The organism is Sporosarcina sp. FA15, assembly GCF_051550195.1.
GTDB lineage: Bacteria > Bacillota > Bacilli > Bacillales_A > Planococcaceae > Sporosarcina > Sporosarcina psychrophila.
Genome location: NZ_CP188818.1, coordinates 1,878,202 through 1,898,321 on the forward strand (window position 1 = coordinate 1,878,202; position 20,120 = coordinate 1,898,321).

Sequence of the window (20,120 nt, forward strand, 5' to 3'; positions counted from 1 at the left end):
CGAGCAGACCTCTTATGGATTGTCCTATCTTACGTAGGGAGTGAATCCACTTGAATATATTCCAGAAAACAGCATTCGATAATAAGCTTTTCAATTTTGTTTCCAATCTACTCCACCTCCATAATACTCTACCAATACTATTCCTAGTTCTGTTCCAGTATGCTAATAATCGATATACAAATTAAGTTATTTATTGTATCGGTGAAAACATAAAATAGATTCACTATTACTCTTTAGTTGATTTTAATTATATTAGTTTGGTCCACAAAAAAATAACACCTGAAGTCCACCGACGTTTGGTCAATGGATTTCAGGTGTTTTCTATTCTAAATACGGTACTTATTCACTAAACCAATCATGTGTGAAAAATACAGTTTTGTTTGAAATATAGAATCAACTTTCTATAGGGATTGTAAATGCCCGAAGATGCAATTTCGGGCACTCTTGCACGTTATACAATGCGTTCCTTGCTTACTAGTAGCAAAGAGTATACACGTACCGCCTAAATAGGTAATCATGTTATTCACTAATCATCAGGTGTGGAAGTGCTGCTAATTTGTGCTTGGTATAGAAACAGCCAACCGATTAGAAATTAATTGAGTGTCTTTCCATTTCAAAAGGTTTTCAACATATCCTAATGTATCTGCATTTGTTGGTCCAATAATGCGCTGTAGGGCCAATAAATCATAATTGTAACTTTCGTTAGTTGTAATGATTGGATGTAAAGCTCCTAAGGCAAGAACTTCACCTTTTAACGGATTTTTTAGTAGTCCATTATCATCGTAATACTGTGCTAAATAATCATGGCCTTTGTTGCTGATATCTATGGTGAACAATAGGTTTTGCCGAGAACTTTCAACACGCACTTTATAGAAATCCTCATAATTTACTTGGAATGTGTATTTTTCATTGTAGCTATCGACATTAAAGAGTTCATGTAAACTGTTATTTCTAAAGGAATAGATATAAAAGATGCCATATCCCCCACTCCCACCCGTATCAATGCTTACCATTATGTCAGGTACAAGATCGTTGTCAAAATCGCCAAGGAACAACCGTGCATTATATCCCGCGTTGTTTTTGAGATGTACGGTTGTACTTTTATAAGACTTGCCATCTTGAATAATAAGTGTAATATTGTCAGCGAAGATACCCGGTGGTCCAGCGACTTGACCATATAAATAAACCGTGTCTAGAATACCGTCTCCGTTTACATCTCCTGTCTTCAAGTCCAACAATGTACGATTCCCGTAAAACGCAATCCCTCCTGTTCAAATTCAATTGTTGTCCTTGCACTATATGCTGAAATTAGCTAGAGGATTTCCTTCCAGCAAAACGGAGCCCGACATTATGCTTCTATATCATTTAAGACTTCCAACGATTCCAACACATGATCTAGAAATTCTGAAATGTCACCCATATGTTCCTCGTTAATTTTAGATTTGAATTTCACTTCAATAAGGTTCTGGTAACTTGACGCTTCTTGTTCATACACGAAGCTTACTGTTTGCGTTAACTGAATGTCAGTTTCCCAAATGATATTTAATGCTTGCTCAATTCGCTTGCATTGTACGGCTACATTTTGAACAGGTTTGTTAAAACGTACTACTAATAAACAACCTAGATTTTTACTAGGCAGCTCTAAAATCTCCCCTGCCAAATCTTTTACGGATGCCCGTAATACAATCTCTGCTGTCACATGGGGGTGATCTGCTAGCGTAAATTGAATAGCAAAATCTCGAGCCATAATGGCAAAATCCATTCGGTCGACCCGGTTAGTAATCATGATTTTTCGATCTACATTATCTAAATCATACACCTGATTTTCAAATGCTACTTTTAGATTTTCAAAAATTGTGGGATCATACAAATTGCTTCCTCCAAGTAACAACCGGTTTTAGTTGTGCTTTATTTTCCGCAACATTTTTTATATTTTTTCCCACTGCCACATGGGCAAGGTTCATTCCGGCCCGTTCTCCCACCCTCAATTACGCTAAATGGGGTGCTAGGTAGCGGCATTAAATGGTGTTTCCCCATTTGTGCAAGTTCATGAGGTGTATGACCTCTATTTTCCCAAATGCGCGTGGTGTTCGCAATCATGGTGATAACTTGCATATATTCATTCATTTGCTTCATATCTTTACATTTAAAACGCCCTAAAAAATTCTGCACTATTCCTTGGAAATTAACGTGCACACCTTGTAATTGACCGACCAATTCATCAATTTCATCTTTAATCATGAGCGTACTACCACCAAAAAAGTCTTTCGCAAGCATATTTCCAAGCTTTTCTTGATGGCTTGTCTTTTCATAATATAAATCATCTGCGTAGCGCAATAGCTCTTCTTTTACAGGTACATAAAATGGCTTTCCTATGGTTCCTTCTAAAAACGCAGAATAATTCTCGACATATTCAATGGCTTCATGGATCAATGCTCTCTTATGTGTAACCACACTTTCTTTCGCTAGCTGTTTTGCGGCATGAGTATCTGCTAACAGTGCCTGTAGCTCACTACTCGATACAGCTGGCTCATTTTGAGAATTATAAATCTCCAAAAACTTTGGATACTCAATCAATCCATATAAATTAGTACATGCTATAGCATACTGGACTATAAGGTTTTTGTTGGGCAGTAAGTCAGGATCTACCGACTTTGCACCGCGATATTTATCAGATAGCACATGATAATTTTCATGATCGATATATTGCCATTCTGTCTTTTTGTATTTCACATATTTTAAACGATCATTCAGCCAAGCAATGTCCAAAGGTAAGTAGAACTGCTCCTCCGCCCATGCATATGTGGATAAATAATCTGGATGTGTCGAATCTTGATACACTTCTAGAAAAGCTTCATATCCTGGGGGACCGCCAACATCCTCCGGTGGCGCCGTTCCTTCTCCATTAAGTAATGTGGGATAGCCAAAATAATAATCCTCTACTATTTCTTCAAGCTCCACAAGAATCCGCCAGTCGTCACCAAAATCATAGTTATAAATGAAATGACTGTGTTTTTCAAGATACGAATCGATTTTTATACTCGCTGGCTGCTTGACCGTTTTACCATAATAGGTCTTCCCTTTATATTCGTCTAAAATCGATTCATTATTTGTGATAAAATAATCATCTATCTCCACTCCAAAGGTATGGTACGCCTCAAGTGTGCTTTGAAAATTTGTGACGTTCTGGATTGTTTCATGTAAACGGTTAAATGTCGCACCTGCGGGTAAAATAATGCGCCTCCAGATATGCGGCTTTATGTCTTCAAAGGAAAGTTTTAAAATATATGCTTTCATATGTCATCCTCGTCATTTATTTTCATCTAATGTTATGGCTACTACCTATTTTAACGTAATTAATCCACAACATCGAAGAAAAGACCTTTCGCATGTTCAGTAAACTTGCGAAAGGTCTTACCTATTTGGGATAGTTTCTCACAGAAATACTTCAAATTCATTTCAAATAAAATAATCCGCCATTGATGATGTCAATTTTAATTCTCGCTTCGTATTGTTGGTCCATCGCTTCTTTCTCAATCTCATAACAATCCGGCTTATTTTCTACCCCTTCATAGAAGTATTCTAATACCCTGCGATCCTTTCGCCATCTCAACTTCGCTTCTTCAGCCCATGTGTGATCAGCTTTCTGTATGAAGTTATCAATTATCCCATCCAATCGTTCAAGGGCACGAATGGGTTTAATAATATAAGGTAAATTAAAGGTGTTTTCCGATATAGTGGTATCTAAATCCACTGCACTTAACAATTCCTGAAACCCTTCATTCACCTGGCCCGTCATTAAGTTTATACCTAACGAATAAAGAATTTCCTTCGTTTGATCGCTGTAATATGATATTTTATAATTAACAGCTAACCAAGGTGTTAATATGGTTTGCGTTCCAAGTTTATCTGCTACCCGTTCATACATCTGTACAAAAGAACCCATCTCTTTTGTTGCTTCAAACAGTTGACTGAGCCGTGGGGAACCGAAGTGTATAACTTCCCCTTTAACGTCTTCAACAAGCCTATTTTTATCAGTGATAAAAGTTAGTTGTGCTGGACTGGGCTCACCATCTGTACTCTCTAAGTATTTCCAATAAAATGGTCTGTTCATAATTTTTTTATCCATATCAACCGTTAATTGAACGTTGATATAATGATCATTGTCATTTAATATTTGGCAATTGTTTTCATTAAAAAACTGCAGTAAATAACTGTGAATTTGTTGTGGGTACATGTAATTCCTCCTTCAATTCCCCAAGACTTTCACCTCAAATGGACTCTTTAAAAGCAGATAAAATATCATCCAACTCACCCACTACTTGTTCAAAGACCCCAATTTTAACATGAAGCAAATCCAATATTTGGTCTTCGATTGTATTCTGAATGGCTAAATTATAAATATGAACGTCATGCTCTTGCCCTAACCGATGGACACGTCCAATGCGTTGCTCTAACTTCATGGGGTTCCAAGGTAAATCATAGTTAATGACGTGATGACAAAATTGTAGATTAATCCCTTCACTGCCGGATTCCGTCGCAATTAGCACCTGCGCTTGTTCTTTAAACAGCTGCTTCATCCACTCCCGTTTATTCTTATTGAATTGTCCGTTAAAAGGGACGCTTGTGATTCCTTTTGACTGTAAATACCATTGCAAATAGGTTTGACTTGCTCGATATTCGGTAAAGAGTATAACCTTATCATTTGCCTGAGTAATAATTTCATAAGCTTTTTCTGCTTTTGAATTTATGTCTAGTCCCATCAACTTTTGAATAATTCCTTCCATATAAGAAATGTCTTCTGGTTTAATGCATTTTTGAAGCATGTTAGTTAACGTTAAGCATGTAGCTTCCTTACTGCTGCACATTTCCCTTTGCAGCGTTATCATAGAGAAGGCATCCGAAAAAACGGGACAAACATTTTTAAGTTCTGAAATCAGATCGTATACTTCTTGTTCTTCTTTAGTAAAATCAATCGGTATTATTTGAACACGACGATTTGTCCATTCAATTCCAGTATCCTGCCTTCTATTTCTTACCATCACTTGATTAACCAATTCTTTTAAATAATCGTCGTGTTCCACATTGTGCTTACTCGCGGAAAAAGACGATTGAAAGGTTTCGTAATTTCCTAAGTGCCCTGGTTTTAGTAAAGAAATGAGATAGAAGAGTTCAAATACATCATTTTGAATTGGCGTGGCAGTCAACAACAAACAAAACTTTTTCTTTAAGTTTTGTACAAACTCATAATTTTTAGTTTTGTGGTTCTTTAATTTATGAGCTTCATCAATGATGATTAAATCATACTCTTGATCATAGATGTTTTCTTTATGCGGGCTTCTTTTTGCCATATCTATACTCATAACGACAATCGTACAATGGTTTAAATCGTAATTTTTTTTATATTGCATCGCTGGAATATGAAATTTTTGGTTCAGTTCTTCAATCCATTGATTGACAAGTGATGCTGGAACTAAAATTAACGCCTTCTTCACAAGGCCTCTGATTAAATACTCTTTCAAGATCAAACCAGCTTCGATGGTTTTACCAAGTCCCACTTCATCTGCAAGAATCGCTTTTCCATTCATCCTTTCAATGACCGTTTCCGCCACTTTCAATTGATGGGCTAGGGGTGTAAGATTGGGTAAATATTTAGGTGATTGAAGGCCATTAAAATCTGTAATCAAGTTCGTTTTTACCGCCTCATAACTCATCCTATATAATGTCCAATTATCCCATGCCTCCCGATTCTCCAGTCGCTCTGTAAAGCCTTCTTTCCACTCAGACGACCTTTCAATTATCATAACCATCACCTCATTTTCACTTTTTCTTTCTCATTAGGTTGTCCCAAAAGGAAGTTCCTATGTTTATTGAATTGAAGTTCGAATTTCAGACGTAATTTTTATTGAAAATTCAAAAAGACATGAAACGCTTAACCCTAAAGGTCAAACATTCCATGTCCTATTGTTTTATTCATAAAGGTTTCCGAAGTATACACCTGGTTCGTGAATCCTTTTTATCAGTACTTGTTTACACCTAAATGAGTTAAATTTTTAACTCTATTTTAGCATCTTCTTTTAGCTCTTCAACATGTTTAGCAAGTAACTTCTGTTGTTGTTCTTGATTAATCATTTCTTGGATTTGTTCACTTACTTCTTTAAGCGGTGGCATCTCTTGTCCCGCTTCTTTTGATGAAGACGCAGCTTGATCGTAGTATTCTTTAATTTCTTTATCCGATACTTTTTTCGCTGGAGCTATCTTATCTTGGTACTTTTTATAGATGATGGAATCTGCGATTTGTTCTTTCAATGTTTTTACATCCATGCTTTGAGCTTTGAGCGCTTTCTTCATTTCTTTTTCGCCGCCAAATTGCTTTTCAAATACTGAATACTCTTTATCAATTTCAGATGCAGATGCTTTTATTTCAGCTTCCTTTGCTTTTTGAAGAATCAATGCCTGGTTAACAAGCATATCAAGTGCTTGCATTTTTACTTGTTCCGCTGATTCTTTGCTCGATGGGTCTTGTCCCATTTGTTGCATTTGACCTTGAATTGATGTCACCGCTGCATTATAGTTGTCACCTTTAAGTTCTTCCTTATTTACAACAGCCACAATCTTCTTGTCGTCCACTTGCTGTTCAGCTAGCTTCTCTTGCATCTCTTTTGCAGATGCTTCTTGCTCTTTTGTAGCTTCTGGTTCCTTAGTATCTTCTTGTTTAGTATCTTCTTGTTTAGTATCTTCTTGTTTGGTTTCTTCTTGAGGCTTTTTATCAGTTGCCGCTTTATCTTCGCCACCGCAAGCAGCTAAACTTAATGCTAGTGCACCTGCTATAAATGGAACTAGTACTTTTTTGATCTTCATATCATGTAAACCCCTCTCAAATCTGCCGCTCTTTATTTCTAAAGCTTAGTTTGTATCTTAACGAACATTCATCAAAAGATAAACCCATATCCCTCCACGACACCGAATTGTCACCTGCATGTCATTTAGCAATCACTACAAACGCCTATTAGACGCAGATCTATCGAAATACTGTCATTGAATTATTACAAGGTCAAGTTACGTATAGTTTGCACATTTTCAATCTAATTTGCCCTATTCATTGGATTTTCACTACAGAAGTATAGTACATCTACTCTAGAAATTAGTAATTTAACTATATATGTTGAATTAATGAGTCCCATTGAATCTGCCGTGGCGCTCAATAATAGGAGAGTTGTAATTCGGGGTGTGGATTGTAGAACGCTTGGCGCTTTGGGGATGGCTTCGGCGACCCCTGTTAAGGCGCCTGCGCTAGGGTGTTCATTATCGAGAGAAATGTGATTTTGAGATGTATATGGAGAGACTTTAATGTGATTACTATTTCATACTAATTATATTCAAGAAATCCGCAATCTGGGTTGCAGACTTCATCACAGCTAATGAAATGCGCTTCTCACATAGACAATCCAGCGAAGACGCGACTTCGTGGTAGCCGGAGCGATAAGACTGAAAGCGGCCTCCTTTCTGGCTTATCGCGGGAGGCATCCACAAAACGTTGAAGCGGTATTAGCGGGAACTCCAATTCGTTCCAATTATCAGGACTTTTCGTCGGCATTCCAAAAGCCCTTGTAAAGCGCAAACGCCGTATTCATTTGTTCAACATATATAGCACAAAATAAAGACCATGAACATGAAGAAAAATTCACACTGACAGTTACTGACACCATTCATCCTCTCCGGGTTGTGGTTGAAGCTGCCCCCATACTTCATATGGTGAATATTGTGTATTTCAAAGTACTCATTTATAATTAACTTATGCAAATTTTTACTTACCCATAAAAACTACAATCTGATTTTTTTCAAATTGTTAAGAGGAGGAAATATGAAACTAGGAGCATTCTCTTCAAGTCTAAGTGTAAAAGACATTCATAAATCAAAAGCATTTTACGAAAACCTGGGATTTCAAGTGTTTGGAGGGGATATAACCCACAACTGGCTTATTATGAAGAATGAAAGTTGCATAATAGGACTATTCCAAGGAATGTTTGAAAAAAACATTCTGACTTTTAATCCAGGCTGGAATGAAAATGCCGAAAATCTCGATTCGTTTACGGATATACGAGACCTTCAAAAACATCTTAAAGCAAAAGGAATTAAAATGTTGACTGAAGCAGATGAGTCAAGCGTAGGTCCTGCGAGTTTTACAATTGAAGATCCAGATGGGAATTCAATTCTTGTAGATCAACACGTTTAATGAAGAGCTAATAACGTTTCAAGGAACTTTAGACTGATTTTATGACCACCCATTTCACTTCTTATATAGACACTTAAAACGAAAAAGAATACATCGAATAATTATTTCTTAAGCTCAAAAAAACACTGGAAACCCATCTATGTTCTGCCGATGGATTTCCAGTGTTTTTTTCGGAACATCAGTAAAGTGAAATGATGATGTGTTCCTTTGTAAAGTAAATTCATTATGGGTTGAACTTTCAGGATGCTCCTCTTGCACACAACATACCCAAAATTTATTTTCCGACGGGATCTATTGGTTCTTTCCCCGTTAAAACAGCTACTAAATTCTCTGCCGCTCGCATCGCCATTGCCGCTTCCGTTCTCGCTGTAGCAGATCCGATGTGAGGGACTGTCACGACATTCGACATTTGAAGTAATGGATTAGTTGGATCCACAGGCTCTTTTTCGAATACATCCAGTCCTGCTCCATGAATTTCTCCGTTTTGCAAAGCATGAATAAGCGCTTGTTCATCGACAGTCTGACCGCGAGATATATTTATGAAAACAGCAGATTTCTTCATCAATTTGAATTCCTCTTTACCAATGATTTGGAACGTTTCAGGCGTAAGAGGCGTCATCAACACAATGTAGTCGGAACGTGTTAACAGTGAGGTCAAATCGCAATACTCCGCACCATACTTCTCTTCAGCTGCCTGTTTTCTATTCCGATTAAAATAAAGAACATCCATATTAAATCCGAATTTTGCTCTTCTCGCAATCGCTTCTCCAATTCGCCCCATCCCAATGATGCCTAACGTGGTACTATGTACATCTTTCCCATAGATTTCGCGATAATTTGTCGTCGGTTTCCAGCTTCCCTCTTTGACGAATCGATCCAACTCAGTGATACGTCTAGCTGTGGATAAAATGAGGGCAAATGCTAAATCTGCAACTGTTTCATCCAATACATATGGCGTATTGGTTCCAATTACATTTCGTTTAGTCATAGCGTCTACATCAAAATTATTGTAACCAACAGATACGTTACTAATGACTTTTAGGTGAGGGGCGTGATTCAGTAACTCCTCATCAATTCTTCCAACCATACTGCTACCCCCAGTATATAACCCTTCAACATCAGCAATTTCCTCTAACAGAATATCCCTCGGAGTTCGCCCATCGCCATGCCATTCACGAATATCACAATACTGAGCCATATAGTCTTTCACTTGGTCAGGTATAGAATATGTTGAATAAATTTTTGGTTTCACTTTTCATTCCCCCTACTATTCACTAGCTTCTAACTCCATTGTGCCATAGTTTACAATCTTCGGCACGTGAAATTCCATAGTGTCAGTTGCCTTTGCAAGAAACTATCGTAACTATCTAAACTTTCATGATTTATTACTGTAGGTACCTGCAATAGTTCGAATTATGATCGCAACTTAAGTAATTCTGCATCATCTCCGGAAAGTTTTGCCATAATAACTGCATTTTTCACTTGAATAGTGTAGGCACGCGACAGGCTACTAGCCACAATAAGACTCCTTATAAATATGTCATGTATAGGTAGTCGAAAGCGGGCCGAAAATAGTGCAGTGAAAATGAAGGTCATCAAGCCCCACTCACCAGTTTTTTATGCAAATAAATGGTTAACCAACAGACGTGATGTTGTAATAAAGAATCCTCCCAACAAAGCTTGGCCCCAGTAGACGTCTTCGCTGGACATTATATAGAATCAAGGTATCGTTGAAAGTGATGAAACCTTCTTTCGTGAGTCTATGAAAGGAAATGAAATCCCCCATAGAAAGGCGAAGAAGCGTGGAGAGAAAGATGAAAAACGGGGAATTTCCAACCTGAAAATTGCCGTTGTAGTCGCACAAGACCGAAAAGGAAGTGTGGTTGCTCGTATTGCGGGAAGAGGTCGCCCAAAAGCCGAAGAAATTGACACGGTGATAGGTGAATACATTCACCCATCTGCTTTGCTATCTACAGACACAGCTACGAACTATAAGAAGTTCGCAAAAATAAAAGGACTCAAGCACGAAACGGTAAATGAACGACAAAAACAACGTGTTAAGAAGGGTATCTATCACATCCAACACGTAAACAACTTCCACAATCGTTTAAAGTCTTGGATGGTACGTTTTCAAGGAGTTGCCACCAAGTACCTTGACAACTACCTTTACTGGTTCCGCTGGCTTGACCTCGGCAAGAATTTATCATTTGAGAATCGGGTAGAGCAAATGCTTATTTCAGCGTGTCAAAAATCCAATCATACAACGGTAGCAATGTTGAAAACAACGTAAAAAAAGACCAATTTAATTGGTCCCATGGAACTTAACGGGTAACGCTGAACGAACCATGATTTTGTAACCATTTATCAATTGCTTGTTTGGAAAAGTATAACGTGCCATTAATCTGTATATACGGAAGTTCACTTGATGTACTGTTTTCTCCAGATGGAATTGGTCCCAACATGCTAACATCTTCCTCGCTCAAACCTAAATAAATAGCTAACTCACTCTTATTAAAAAATTGTGGTTTTATTACTTCTTTTTCTTTTTCAGTTTTTAGTGAAACTTCTTTAACACTGGTTGAATTTTCTCTTAATTCGTTAGTGATTAACCAACTTCCTATCATAAAGGATAACGCCAAACAAAAAATAGATAGTGCTATTAAGTTGTTTTTCATACTTTACACCCCTTTCGTTTACTTTCTCTTATTCTATACTTTCCCCTCTAAATTTACGCTCTATTAGCAACAATCTTTACGAAAAGAGCCTTAATTAAAAAGAACTGTCTTCCTAAGTCTGTAAAAAGACCGTAAAGACAGTTCCCTTTCTTCTTACGAATTAAAATAGCATTCAGAAGATTTTTTATATCACATCTAGTTTAGTGGTTGGCCTCTCCTGCTTCTCTTTTCTCCGTTACTCAGACAAGAGTTTAATTGCTTCGTCTAATGATTTCTCGATTGCAATCGGAGCATATGTAAACCACGGATCATCACCAATATAATAGACATCATTATTTTTTACAGCGTCAATACTTTTCCACAAAGAACTTTCTTCGATTTGAGAAAGCATACTATCCTTCTGCTGTGTTTCTTCCCCATACGTTAACATGATAATTTTGTCCCCTGCATAATCCGGCAACTTCTCCATTGATATATCTTCGTAAACAAACTCTTCAAAATCAGGGTCTTTTGCCAGCTTTTCTTGAATGAACGAAGGCGGAGTTAATTGTAATGATCGATAAAGGACATGACCAATGTTTCGTGCGCCATAAAGTCTAAGTGTATCTTTCTCATATGTCATAAAAATCGATACGATTTGATCTTTACCTATTTTACCAGCAATTTTTTCTCTTCCTTCAGCAGCTTTATCATCTAATCTGGCAATCCACTCATCGGCTTCTTTCTCTTTACCCAAGACATTAGCTACCTCTTTAAATTGAGTGAAAACATCTCCATACATCCATGGAATGACAATCGTAGGCGCAATTTTACTTAGTTGCTCCACTTCTTCAGGATCTGCTGAAATAATTAAGTCCGGTGCCATTTCCAGCACTTTCTCGATGCTGAATGGACTTCCAAGGTCTTCTACCCCAGCTTGTAATTCGCCTAAATAGTTATTGTCCAATACATGTGTTGGTGCGCCAATCGGCTTCACACCAAGCGCAAGCATCGCATCTAAATATTGAGTCGTCACAACACGCTGTGGATTGACGGGGATCTCTACTTCTCTTCCGGTTACATCCTTATAGATTCTTGTAGATGTATTCATTTCTTTGCTTTCACTTGATTTTGCTTCTTTTTCAGATTGTTTTGTTTCAGAATCTGTTTTATTAGTTTCTTGTTCGCTACATCCCACCAGCGCTAAGGATAGAAGCGTTATTATAAATAATGTGTGAAATAATAGTTTTGGTTTCATCTTTTGTTACTCCTTTTTCCTCTGCAATTCAACGCTTCTCGATACTATTTTAGAAAGATACGCTGGTATGCCACTATTAAAATAAGTTAGTTTTTCACTGCATACAAATGTTTGACCAATTCACGATTTTTCTCTTTAAAGATGTCATTATGTGAAGAGACCATTCCGTGCCCATAAGCATCTGGCGCGATATATTGTTTCGCTTTATTCACAGCATTAGCCGCGTCCTGAAACGCCCCTGCTATTAAATGAAGCTTCCCTTCATGATTCAAAATATCTCCTGCTGCAAAGAGCCCTGGTACAGATGTTTCACTCATGGGACTGCCTGCAACACTGTATTCATTCGCCATTTCTATATCTAACCCACTATTCGAAGTCAATTCTTTATCACGATCATAGCCATGATTAATAATCACTTCATCAACAGACAGCTGAATCAGATCTCCATCTTCTCCGTTAACTAACTCCACCTTCTCAATCGTTTCGTGGTCACTTGCTGCAATGAGTTTTTGGATTGATGTATTCAATAAGCACTCGACAGAACTATTGAATAGCTTCGATACTTCTGCCTCATGCCCTTTCAACATATCTTTCCGGTAAGTTAAATAGACTTTTTCCGCAATCGGTTCCAACTCATTCGCCCAGTCAACAGCGGCATTACCGCCTCCGGAAATCAATACGGTTTTCCCTTTAAAACGTGCAAGAGATTTCACTGTATAATGCAAATTTGCAACTTCAAAACGTTCTGCGCCTTCAATTTCTAATTTTGTTGGTTTCAAGATTCCCCCACCAACAGCTAAAATGACTGTTTTGGACAAATGCTTTTGGTTTGTAGATGTCTGAATAACAAAATTTCCATCCTCATTTTTGTTAATCGAAGTTACTTTTTCCCCTAATACAAGCTCGGGCTCAAAAGTTAATCCTTGCTGAATTACTTGTTCAATCAGTCGTTCTCCTGTAACCGGTGTGAGTCCGCCAATATCCCAAATCATTTTCTCCGGATAGACATGCACTTTTCCGCCCAAATAAGGTTGGAACTCAATGATCTTAGTTTTCATTTCCCTTAAACCACTATAAAAAGCGGAAAAAAGTCCCGCTGGGCCACCACCAATAATTGTTACATCATATAACTGTTCTGAATTCATCATCCATGCTCCTTTTTCATTTAGTCATTATGCAGCGCGAGAAAGCCAAACTAGTACCCAAAATACAATCTGTCGCCACGATATCTATTATCAATTTTCTTTATAGGCGAAATACCTTCTCTACGCCTAGCTAAACGTAAAAATTTACCTGAAATGATCTTTCCTCATCTTTTTGATAATGATAATCATTCTCACTATTTAACAGTATAAATCAATGTGGAATCGTTTTCAATACTTAACTAACAATCACAACGATATTGTTAAAATACGCTCATGCAGCACTACCATAAAAAAATTACTTCGTTGGATTTTCAATCAGCATGTCTACAAACAAGTCTATTTGCTCATAAATCGCAATCGGATCGTATCGGTAATATGTATCAAAGTCGTTGTAAAACACTCGATTATTCTTCATCGCATCCAATCCTTGCCAAACAGACGAATCCTTCAAGTTCTTTAAAGCCTCTCCTTTTTTCTCAGGATCGTAGGTTGTCAAAAACATATAGTCTGCGGCGTACTCTGGTAATACTTCCATTGACAGCTGGAGTGTTTGTTCTTCATTGTTGTTTTCATGTGGCATGTTAAGTTCCAACGCATTATACAGTGCTTGCCCCCCGCGTCCTGCATTGTCTCCAAAGATCCAAAGATCACCTTTGTCCGTTAATTCATAAATACCGAATGTTGCATCTGCATCAATAACGGCTGATAGCTTTTCCCTTCCTTCTTTTGCTTTCTGGTCAAATTTGCTTATGAATTTATCCGCTTCCTCATGATTTCCGGTAATATCTGCAAACAATTTGATCGTTTCTTGAATATTTGTTGCCGTTCCATATGGAATATGAATTGTTGGTGCAATTTTCGAAAGTTGCTCGTAATTTTCATCATACATAACAACAATTAAATCAGGTTTTAGTTCTAATACCTTTTCAATATTCACTGGCGTTCCAATCTCGACGGCATCTTTTAATAAATCCTTAATAAATGGATTGTCAAAAGCTGTTGGCTCAACACCTACGACATTTGCGTCAACAGAAAGCAACTCTCCTCCGTAATAATCTGTAACAATTCGCAATGGCTTTGTTGGGATTTCAACGGTACCTCTTTCGGTCTCGAACGACCGAGTTTCATCGGTTTGTTGCTCTACTTCTGCTTTTTCTGTCTCATTCTCTGTTTCTGAAGGTTTTGTCGTTGATTTATTACACGCAATTAGTATTGAAGCCAGCAAGAATAGCATTGCAGTCATGATCATTAATTTGTTTTTCTTCACAATCGGTTAACCCCTTTTCTAAATAACTTTTTTACTCAAGTTAATCAACACAAGTGAGAATGAGAATCATTTTCACTAACTAAGTGTATACGACAAAATCGAAAAATACAATAACTTATTTTCACGTCTGTTGATTAACCATTTATTCGCATAAAATACTAGGAAGTAGGGCTTGATGACCTTCATTTTCACTGCACTATTTTCGGCCCGCTTTCGACTAACTATTCGTGACAGATTTACTGAGGGGTCCTACTATGGCTAGAAGTCATTCAATCCGAAGCAATCGAAAAATGCAACTATACAAGTAGCGCCTAGTAGGAGATTATGTTATTCACTGGTTACTTTTAGTTAATAAACAGATGTGACTTATTTTATTAATCCTAAATAGACATCCATCAAATTCGATGTTAAAAAATAAAGAAGCCCTTATAAAGCCAACCTACTTTGAGTAATCAAATAATATCGCAAAGAAAAGATGCTCCTTAAGCCATACAACAGGCTGTGGAGCACCTTTTTCTATTTTTCTAAACTAGTGAGCCAAGTTACAAGCTCTTCTGTCTGAGCAAGGACAGCAATCGGATCATAATACCATGAACGTTCCTCTGGCCATACATAGAGGTGACCATTCTTGACCGCTGGCAGGCTGCCCCAAACAGGATCTGCTTCAAAATCGGCAACTGTTCGACTGTTGGAAGTCAAAATGATATAATCACCTGCGTAACTTTCTAACATTTCCGCCGAGAGTTCGGCCCATTGCTTCTCCATAATTTCATCGGCAATAACGCTAGGTGGTTTGCGTCCTAGTACTTGGTAGACTGGCTGTCCGCCACGGCCGAAATTATCACCGTATACATATGTTGATTTGTCAATGTCCTCCATAATCGAGAAACTTGCATCTTTGCCGATAGCTGCATCAACCTTAGCTTTAGCGTCTGCAATTTGCTGGTCATAATTATTTAGCCAAACTTCTGCTTCCTTTTCTTTACCAAGTAGTTGACCGAAAAAGGTCAGTTCCTCGTGAGCATTTTTCAAATCACCATATGGAATAACGATTGTTGGAGCGATTTTGCTTAAAATCTCATAGCTCTCTCCATTTCCAGTAATGATAAGATCCGGGTTAAGGGCGAGAATACTTTCAGCAGACGGACTTCCGTAAACTCCAGTATCAGAAACACCCAAAAGTTCATTTTCAAAATAATAGTTATTAATTGTCAGTTCCGGTGCTCCCACTGGTATAACATCTAAGGCAATCAGACTGCCAAGGTATTCCTCTGCTACAATACGTTGCGGTTTGACAGGAATTTCAATCTCTCCATTTACTGTAGCAATGGTTTTCGTAGTGCTGTTCGTGTTAGCTCCTGAATTTTGGTCCGATTCCACTTTATCGGCCGCTCCGCTATTTGAAGCTTTCTCTGTCGCTCCGCAAGCGGAAAGGACTATCAAGATTAGAAATAATACTAACGGAACAATTAGCCTCAGCCTCTGCCCCCAATGATGGTTTTCTTGTGTATACAACTTTAAATCCCCCTTAATTAATAATGATAATCATTATCACTTATAATATTAAGGGGTCTGGACAGAATTGTCTATGCACTAAAATGATCTAATCCCCTTCATTATTGTGATATTAGCACCCTCATAAGCTCATGCAACTGAGCTTGGGAGGACAGCGGGTCATAGCCATAAAACAAATCTGGCTGTTCAATTAAGTACATCCGATTTTGTTTGATTGCCTCCATCTTCAGCCAAGACTCTGACTGAAATAAGCGCTTCATTCGTTTCTTTGTCCCTGGATTTGAAGGTATCCCAGTAATAAAGATATGGTCAGCTGGGTGGTCTGCAATAGCTTCAATCTCTTCCTCTACAAACCCCCGTTGTTCAATACCATGCTTAAGCAAAGAGCCTGGAGGACGAAAGCCGATATCTTCATACAAGATTTGGCTTCCTCTTCCATGGCTACTATGAATGCTGTAAGCAGAACTTGTACCGATTTCCCACAATACTGCCGTTCCCCGTTTTCCAAGCTGCTGGTCCAGTTTCTGATTAAAGGCCCATATTTGTTCATCGTAATGTGCGAGCCATTCCTCTACCTGCTGTTGTCTTTCTACAACGTCAGCAATGTGGCGAAATTGCTCTCTCCAGCTCATGTCCATAAAAGGAAGGCCAAGCACGGGAGCCAGCGGTAGAAGTTCTTTGCTCCCCTTCACAGTATAATAATCAATGATTAAATCAGGCCGAGTGGAAGCAATGGTGTTATAAAAAGAGGATGTATTTATTCCAAATTCATAGAGTTTTTGCAAGGGATTCACTGGATTTACACTTTCCATCCAGGAGGAATATACGCCTAGCTCTGGCGTGATACCTAATGCCAGTAAGCATGCAGTATGGTTACTATTAAGAGCAACTACACGTTTTTTCTTTTGATGATAGGCGGTAGGTGATAAACCGACCAATTGCTTAAATTTCCGACTTAAATAAGCACCTTCTTTATAGCCCACTTCCTGTGCCAATTTCTCTAGTTTTGGCATATCGTATAGCAGCCTATTCTGAGATGCACGAATCCGTAGCAAGGCAAGGTAATCACTGAAGGTTTGAGAAGTATGTCTGCGAAATGCACGCGAGAAATGTTCAGGGCTTACTTGTGCGATTGTTGCCATTTGCTCACGCGTCACATCCTCATGAAAATGTGTGTCTACATAATGAAGAACTTGTTCCATCCACGCGTTATTTTTCTGTTGTTGTCCCTCTAGTTCATCATATAGCACCGCTAATAGCTCAACGAATAATTGTTGAAATTGAAACGGTTTACGTTCACTTAGTTGTTTCGAAGCCCTTTCTAGCTCGGCCGTCAGACTTAATATGTTCAAAGAACAGTTCCGAAGAGGTTCAGGATGCTTTAATACATTCGGTTGAATACCATCAGACGTTAAGCAACGGTAGCTAATCAATGTCCCCTTAAAACTTGTATGCAATTGTGTAGACACCTTCAATTCATGGGAATTATGCCATAGCATTACACAACCACGTGACAATTCGTATTGCTGTTCTTGAAGATCTAGTAAACCGCTTCCATTTATAATAACGAGAATACAAGGGAATCGTGTCATTTCTTCATCAATACAAGGTAAAGAACCTTCCCAGTTAGCTATGCTTACAGGGTAATAATATGTATGAGATAATGAGATATTATGCTTAGATAAATGATTAGCCATCACTACATCCCCTCTTAATCACTTAATTTCCAACTAGTAACAGTACAATTGACTATACCTAAGTATCTCAATTATATAGAAATCATTTCCTCACATAAAATCACACATGTGCTGATTAACCAACAAAAACAGTAAATAACTGAACCAACACTAGGAGCTTCGTGTACAGTATAATTGGATCGCTTTTGGATTAAACGACCTCTATACGATTACCAAGATGTCTTGATGTGTAGGAATGCGAGTTCATCACATCCCTACACATTTTTTTGATAATCGTATGGTGTTTATTCATCCTTCGCGCTCCAAATGCATACGTACACAAAGTGCTAACGTTTTTCCGGACGAGAGAATAGCTGGGCTTCTAATCTGTGTAAAAGCCGCCAAAGATACAATTTTGGCGGCTGATGTCTTCTCCAGAGTCTTGTCTTTTTTATTTAAGAAAGAGTCTCTTTCTTATAGTCCATTGCATGATAAGATGCATACTCTTTTTTTAAAGTAAGTAAGGAACACACTGTAGAAAGTACTAGAGTGCCATTTTCTTTCCATAGCTTGGGTTCTCTTTTACACTCCAAATTGTGCTTCGTGTAGTCTATTATAAGCCCCTTTTAGATCGAGTAACTCTTGATGACTGCCTTGTTCTGTAATACCTTCCTCTGTCACAACAATTATCCGATCTGCATTTTTAATCGTTGCTAATCGATGTGCAATCACAAGTGTTGTACGCCCAATAGATAACTCAGTTAAGGCTAGTTGAATTGCGACCTCAGTTTCAGTATCAAGTGCTGATGTAGCTTCATCCAAAATGAGGATAGATGGATTTTTCAGGAACATTCGAGCTATAGATAGACGCTGTTTTTGTCCACCTGAAAGTTTAACACCACGCTCCCCTATCATCGTATCCATTCCTTCTGATTGAGAAAGAATAATATCTTCCAACTGAGCTCTTTTCGCCGCTTCCCATATCTCTTCTTCTGAAGCATCTAGATCGCCATATGCGATATTCTCTCGAATCGATCCGTCAAATAGAAAAACATCTTGTTGAACAATTCCAATTTGGGCACGGAGAGAGGCAAGGGTCATTTTTCTAGTTTCAATTCCATCTATCAGTAAAGAACCTTCCTTTATATCGTAAAAACGAGGTAATAGACTACAAATCGTCGTTTTTCCAGCACCTGATGGTCCAACAAGGGCTACTGTTTCTCCAGCACGAATCGTTAAATTAATATGCTCCAACACATTATCTTTACCTTCATAACCAAACGATACGTCCTCGAACTTTATATTTCCTTCCAAATGACCGACATCCATTGCATCCGGAGCATCTGCTACATCTGGCTCTGTATCTAGCATTTCAGTAAATCGCTTGAATCCAGCAATTCCTTTGGGATACATTTCAATAACACCATTGATTTGCTGAATCGGTCCTAAAAACACATTCGACAGTAGGATAAAGGCAAGGAACTCTCCGTACGTCATGTTTTTATTGATAACAAACCATGTTCCGCATAGTAGAACAAACAATGTGACAATTTTCATGAGAATATAGCTAATCGATGAATTCCAAGCCATAACACGATAAGCGATTAACTTTGAATCACGAAAACGAACGTTGTTTTTATTGAATTGAGCAATTTCATGATCTTCATTGGAAAATGCTTGAACAACGCGCATTCCACTCACATTATTTTCGACACGTGCATTAAAATCTGCAATATCCGTAAAGAAGCGGCTAAATGCTACAGACATTTTCTTACTGAAGTATAAAGAAAGACTAATAATAAGTGGAACAATAATAAAAGTGAGTACAGCTAATTCTGGGTTTATCGTGAACATAATTGCAAATGCACCAGTGAGTGTCATAAGTGCTATGAAGAAATCCTCCGGTCCATGATGCGCGATTTCACCAATATCCATTAAATCGTTTGTCATTCTAGAAACTAAATGACCTGTTTTATTATTATCAAAAAATCGGAACGATAACTTCTGTACGTGCGTAAAGAGATCTTTTCGCATATCCGATTCTATATTAATGCCCAGCTTATGGCCCCAGTAAGTGACAACATAATGGAGAGCTGCACTGATAATATAAATTCCAAGTAACGAGACACACCCCCATAGAATCCAGGTCCAGTTTGAGCTAGGTAACAAATCATCCACTACACGATGGACCGCTAGTGGAAAGGCTAACTCTAGTAATGCGGCTATGACTGCACAGGAAAAGTCCAAAATGAAAAGTTTTTTATATGGTTTATAATAAGAGAAAAAACGTTTTAGCAATAGGTATCACGTTCCTTACATTATTGTTTTTGTGTGGGGCCTTCATCAACTATTCACTTGGTGAAAATGTT

General features: G+C 38.0%; 15 protein-coding genes and 1 pseudogene. 2 read left to right on the forward strand and 14 right to left on the reverse strand.

From position 1 onward, the window contains the following. Positions 1-551: 551 nt before the first annotated feature. The 6 genes from ACP8HG_RS09090 to ACP8HG_RS09115 all read right to left on the reverse strand — a co-directional run bounded on the left by ACP8HG_RS09090 (position 552) and on the right by ACP8HG_RS09115 (position 6,861). Positions 552-1,235, reverse strand: coding sequence for a VCBS repeat-containing protein (locus tag ACP8HG_RS09090; protein ID WP_438298522.1), 684 nt, complete (start codon positions 1,233-1,235; stop codon positions 552-554). 113 nt (positions 1,236-1,348) lie between these two features. Continuing rightward, entirely contained in the window at positions 1,349-1,870 is a 522-nt protein-coding gene (locus tag ACP8HG_RS09095; protein WP_067210781.1) for a hypothetical protein, read from the reverse strand. 38 nt (positions 1,871-1,908) lie between these two features. Further along, the gene (locus tag ACP8HG_RS09100) at positions 1,909-3,297 is read right to left on the reverse strand and encodes an IS1096 element passenger TnpR family protein (RefSeq protein ID WP_438298523.1); all 1,389 of its coding nucleotides are present in this window, start codon (positions 3,295-3,297) and stop codon (positions 1,909-1,911) included. A gap of 157 nt (positions 3,298-3,454) precedes the next feature. Further along, positions 3,455-4,237 (reverse strand): YqhG family protein, encoded by a 783-nt coding sequence (locus tag ACP8HG_RS09105; RefSeq protein ID WP_342538644.1) that lies wholly within the window; start codon positions 4,235-4,237, stop codon positions 3,455-3,457. A gap of 34 nt (positions 4,238-4,271) precedes the next feature. Continuing rightward, positions 4,272-5,804: a DEAD/DEAH box helicase gene (locus ACP8HG_RS09110; RefSeq protein ID WP_187045260.1), complete on the reverse strand. Its 1,533-nt coding sequence runs from the start codon at positions 5,802-5,804 to the stop codon at positions 4,272-4,274. Positions 5,805-6,045: 241 nt separating this feature from the next. Beyond that, the gene (locus tag ACP8HG_RS09115; protein WP_438298524.1) at positions 6,046-6,861 is read right to left on the reverse strand and encodes a SurA N-terminal domain-containing protein; all 816 of its coding nucleotides are present in this window, start codon (positions 6,859-6,861) and stop codon (positions 6,046-6,048) included. A 1,003-nt stretch (positions 6,862-7,864) separates the two neighbouring features. On the opposite strand from ACP8HG_RS09115, the gene ACP8HG_RS09120 reads away from it, so the two are divergent. After that, entirely contained in the window at positions 7,865-8,236 is a 372-nt protein-coding gene (locus ACP8HG_RS09120; protein WP_067210794.1) for a VOC family protein, read from the forward strand. Between the two features lie 274 nt (positions 8,237-8,510). On the opposite strand, the gene ACP8HG_RS09125 is transcribed toward ACP8HG_RS09120, so the two are convergent. Further along, entirely contained in the window at positions 8,511-9,488 is a 978-nt protein-coding gene (locus tag ACP8HG_RS09125) for a 2-hydroxyacid dehydrogenase (RefSeq protein ID WP_255428461.1), read from the reverse strand. A 468-nt stretch (positions 9,489-9,956) separates the two neighbouring features. Here ACP8HG_RS09125 and ACP8HG_RS09130 point away from each other — a divergent pair. Next, positions 9,957-10,526: pseudogene (locus tag ACP8HG_RS09130) on the forward strand (IS1595 family transposase); the annotation flags it as partial. A gap of 31 nt (positions 10,527-10,557) precedes the next feature. Here the strand turns inward: ACP8HG_RS09130 and ACP8HG_RS09135 are convergent. The 7 genes from ACP8HG_RS09135 to ACP8HG_RS09165 all read right to left on the reverse strand — a co-directional run bounded on the left by ACP8HG_RS09135 (position 10,558) and on the right by ACP8HG_RS09165 (position 20,049). Then, entirely contained in the window at positions 10,558-10,911 is a 354-nt protein-coding gene (locus ACP8HG_RS09135) for a hypothetical protein (protein WP_067210801.1), read from the reverse strand. A 235-nt stretch (positions 10,912-11,146) separates the two neighbouring features. Continuing rightward, positions 11,147-12,148: an ABC transporter substrate-binding protein gene (locus ACP8HG_RS09140; protein WP_421101125.1), complete on the reverse strand. Its 1,002-nt coding sequence runs from the start codon at positions 12,146-12,148 to the stop codon at positions 11,147-11,149. Positions 12,149-12,234: 86 nt separating this feature from the next. Then, entirely contained in the window at positions 12,235-13,293 is a 1,059-nt protein-coding gene (locus ACP8HG_RS09145) for an NAD(P)/FAD-dependent oxidoreductase (protein WP_067210805.1), read from the reverse strand. A 295-nt stretch (positions 13,294-13,588) separates the two neighbouring features. Next, positions 13,589-14,560, reverse strand: a complete 972-nt coding sequence (locus ACP8HG_RS09150; RefSeq protein WP_399633055.1) for an ABC transporter substrate-binding protein — start codon at positions 14,558-14,560, stop codon at positions 13,589-13,591. Between the two features lie 516 nt (positions 14,561-15,076). Then, on the reverse strand, positions 15,077-16,075 hold the full coding sequence (locus ACP8HG_RS09155; protein ID WP_438298525.1) for an ABC transporter substrate-binding protein: 999 nt from the start codon (positions 16,073-16,075) through the stop codon (positions 15,077-15,079). 101 nt (positions 16,076-16,176) lie between these two features. Next, positions 16,177-17,772 carry an ABC transporter substrate-binding protein gene (locus tag ACP8HG_RS09160; protein WP_438298526.1) on the reverse strand — a complete coding sequence of 532 codons (1,596 nt, stop codon included), beginning with the start codon at positions 17,770-17,772 and terminating at the stop codon, positions 16,177-16,179. 561 nt (positions 17,773-18,333) lie between these two features. Continuing rightward, positions 18,334-20,049: an ABC transporter ATP-binding protein gene (locus ACP8HG_RS09165; RefSeq protein ID WP_338656080.1), complete on the reverse strand. Its 1,716-nt coding sequence runs from the start codon at positions 20,047-20,049 to the stop codon at positions 18,334-18,336. Positions 20,050-20,120: the final 71 nt, after the last annotated feature.

Bases quoted from the DNA above. Each gene is read 5' to 3' on its own strand.
- ACP8HG_RS09100 (WP_438298523.1), bottom strand. From the start codon at position 3,297: ATGAAAGCATATATTTTAAAACTTTCCTTTGAAGACATAAAGCCGCAT.
- ACP8HG_RS09105 (WP_342538644.1), bottom strand. From the start codon at position 4,237: ATGTACCCACAACAAATTCACAGTTATTTACTGCAGTTTTTTAATGAA.
- ACP8HG_RS09110 (WP_187045260.1), bottom strand. From the start codon at position 5,804: ATGATAATTGAAAGGTCGTCTGAGTGGAAAGAAGGCTTTACAGAGCGA.
- ACP8HG_RS09115 (WP_438298524.1), bottom strand. From the start codon at position 6,861: ATGAAGATCAAAAAAGTACTAGTTCCATTTATAGCAGGTGCACTAGCA.
- ACP8HG_RS09120 (WP_067210794.1), top strand. From the start codon at position 7,865: ATGAAACTAGGAGCATTCTCTTCAAGTCTAAGTGTAAAAGACATTCAT.
- ACP8HG_RS09135 (WP_067210801.1), bottom strand. From the start codon at position 10,911: ATGAAAAACAACTTAATAGCACTATCTATTTTTTGTTTGGCGTTATCC.
- ACP8HG_RS09140 (WP_421101125.1), bottom strand. From the start codon at position 12,148: ATGAAACCAAAACTATTATTTCACACATTATTTATAATAACGCTTCTA.
- ACP8HG_RS09145 (WP_067210805.1), bottom strand. From the start codon at position 13,293: ATGAATTCAGAACAGTTATATGATGTAACAATTATTGGTGGTGGCCCA.
- ACP8HG_RS09160 (WP_438298526.1), bottom strand. From the start codon at position 17,772: ATGGCTAATCATTTATCTAAGCATAATATCTCATTATCTCATACATAT.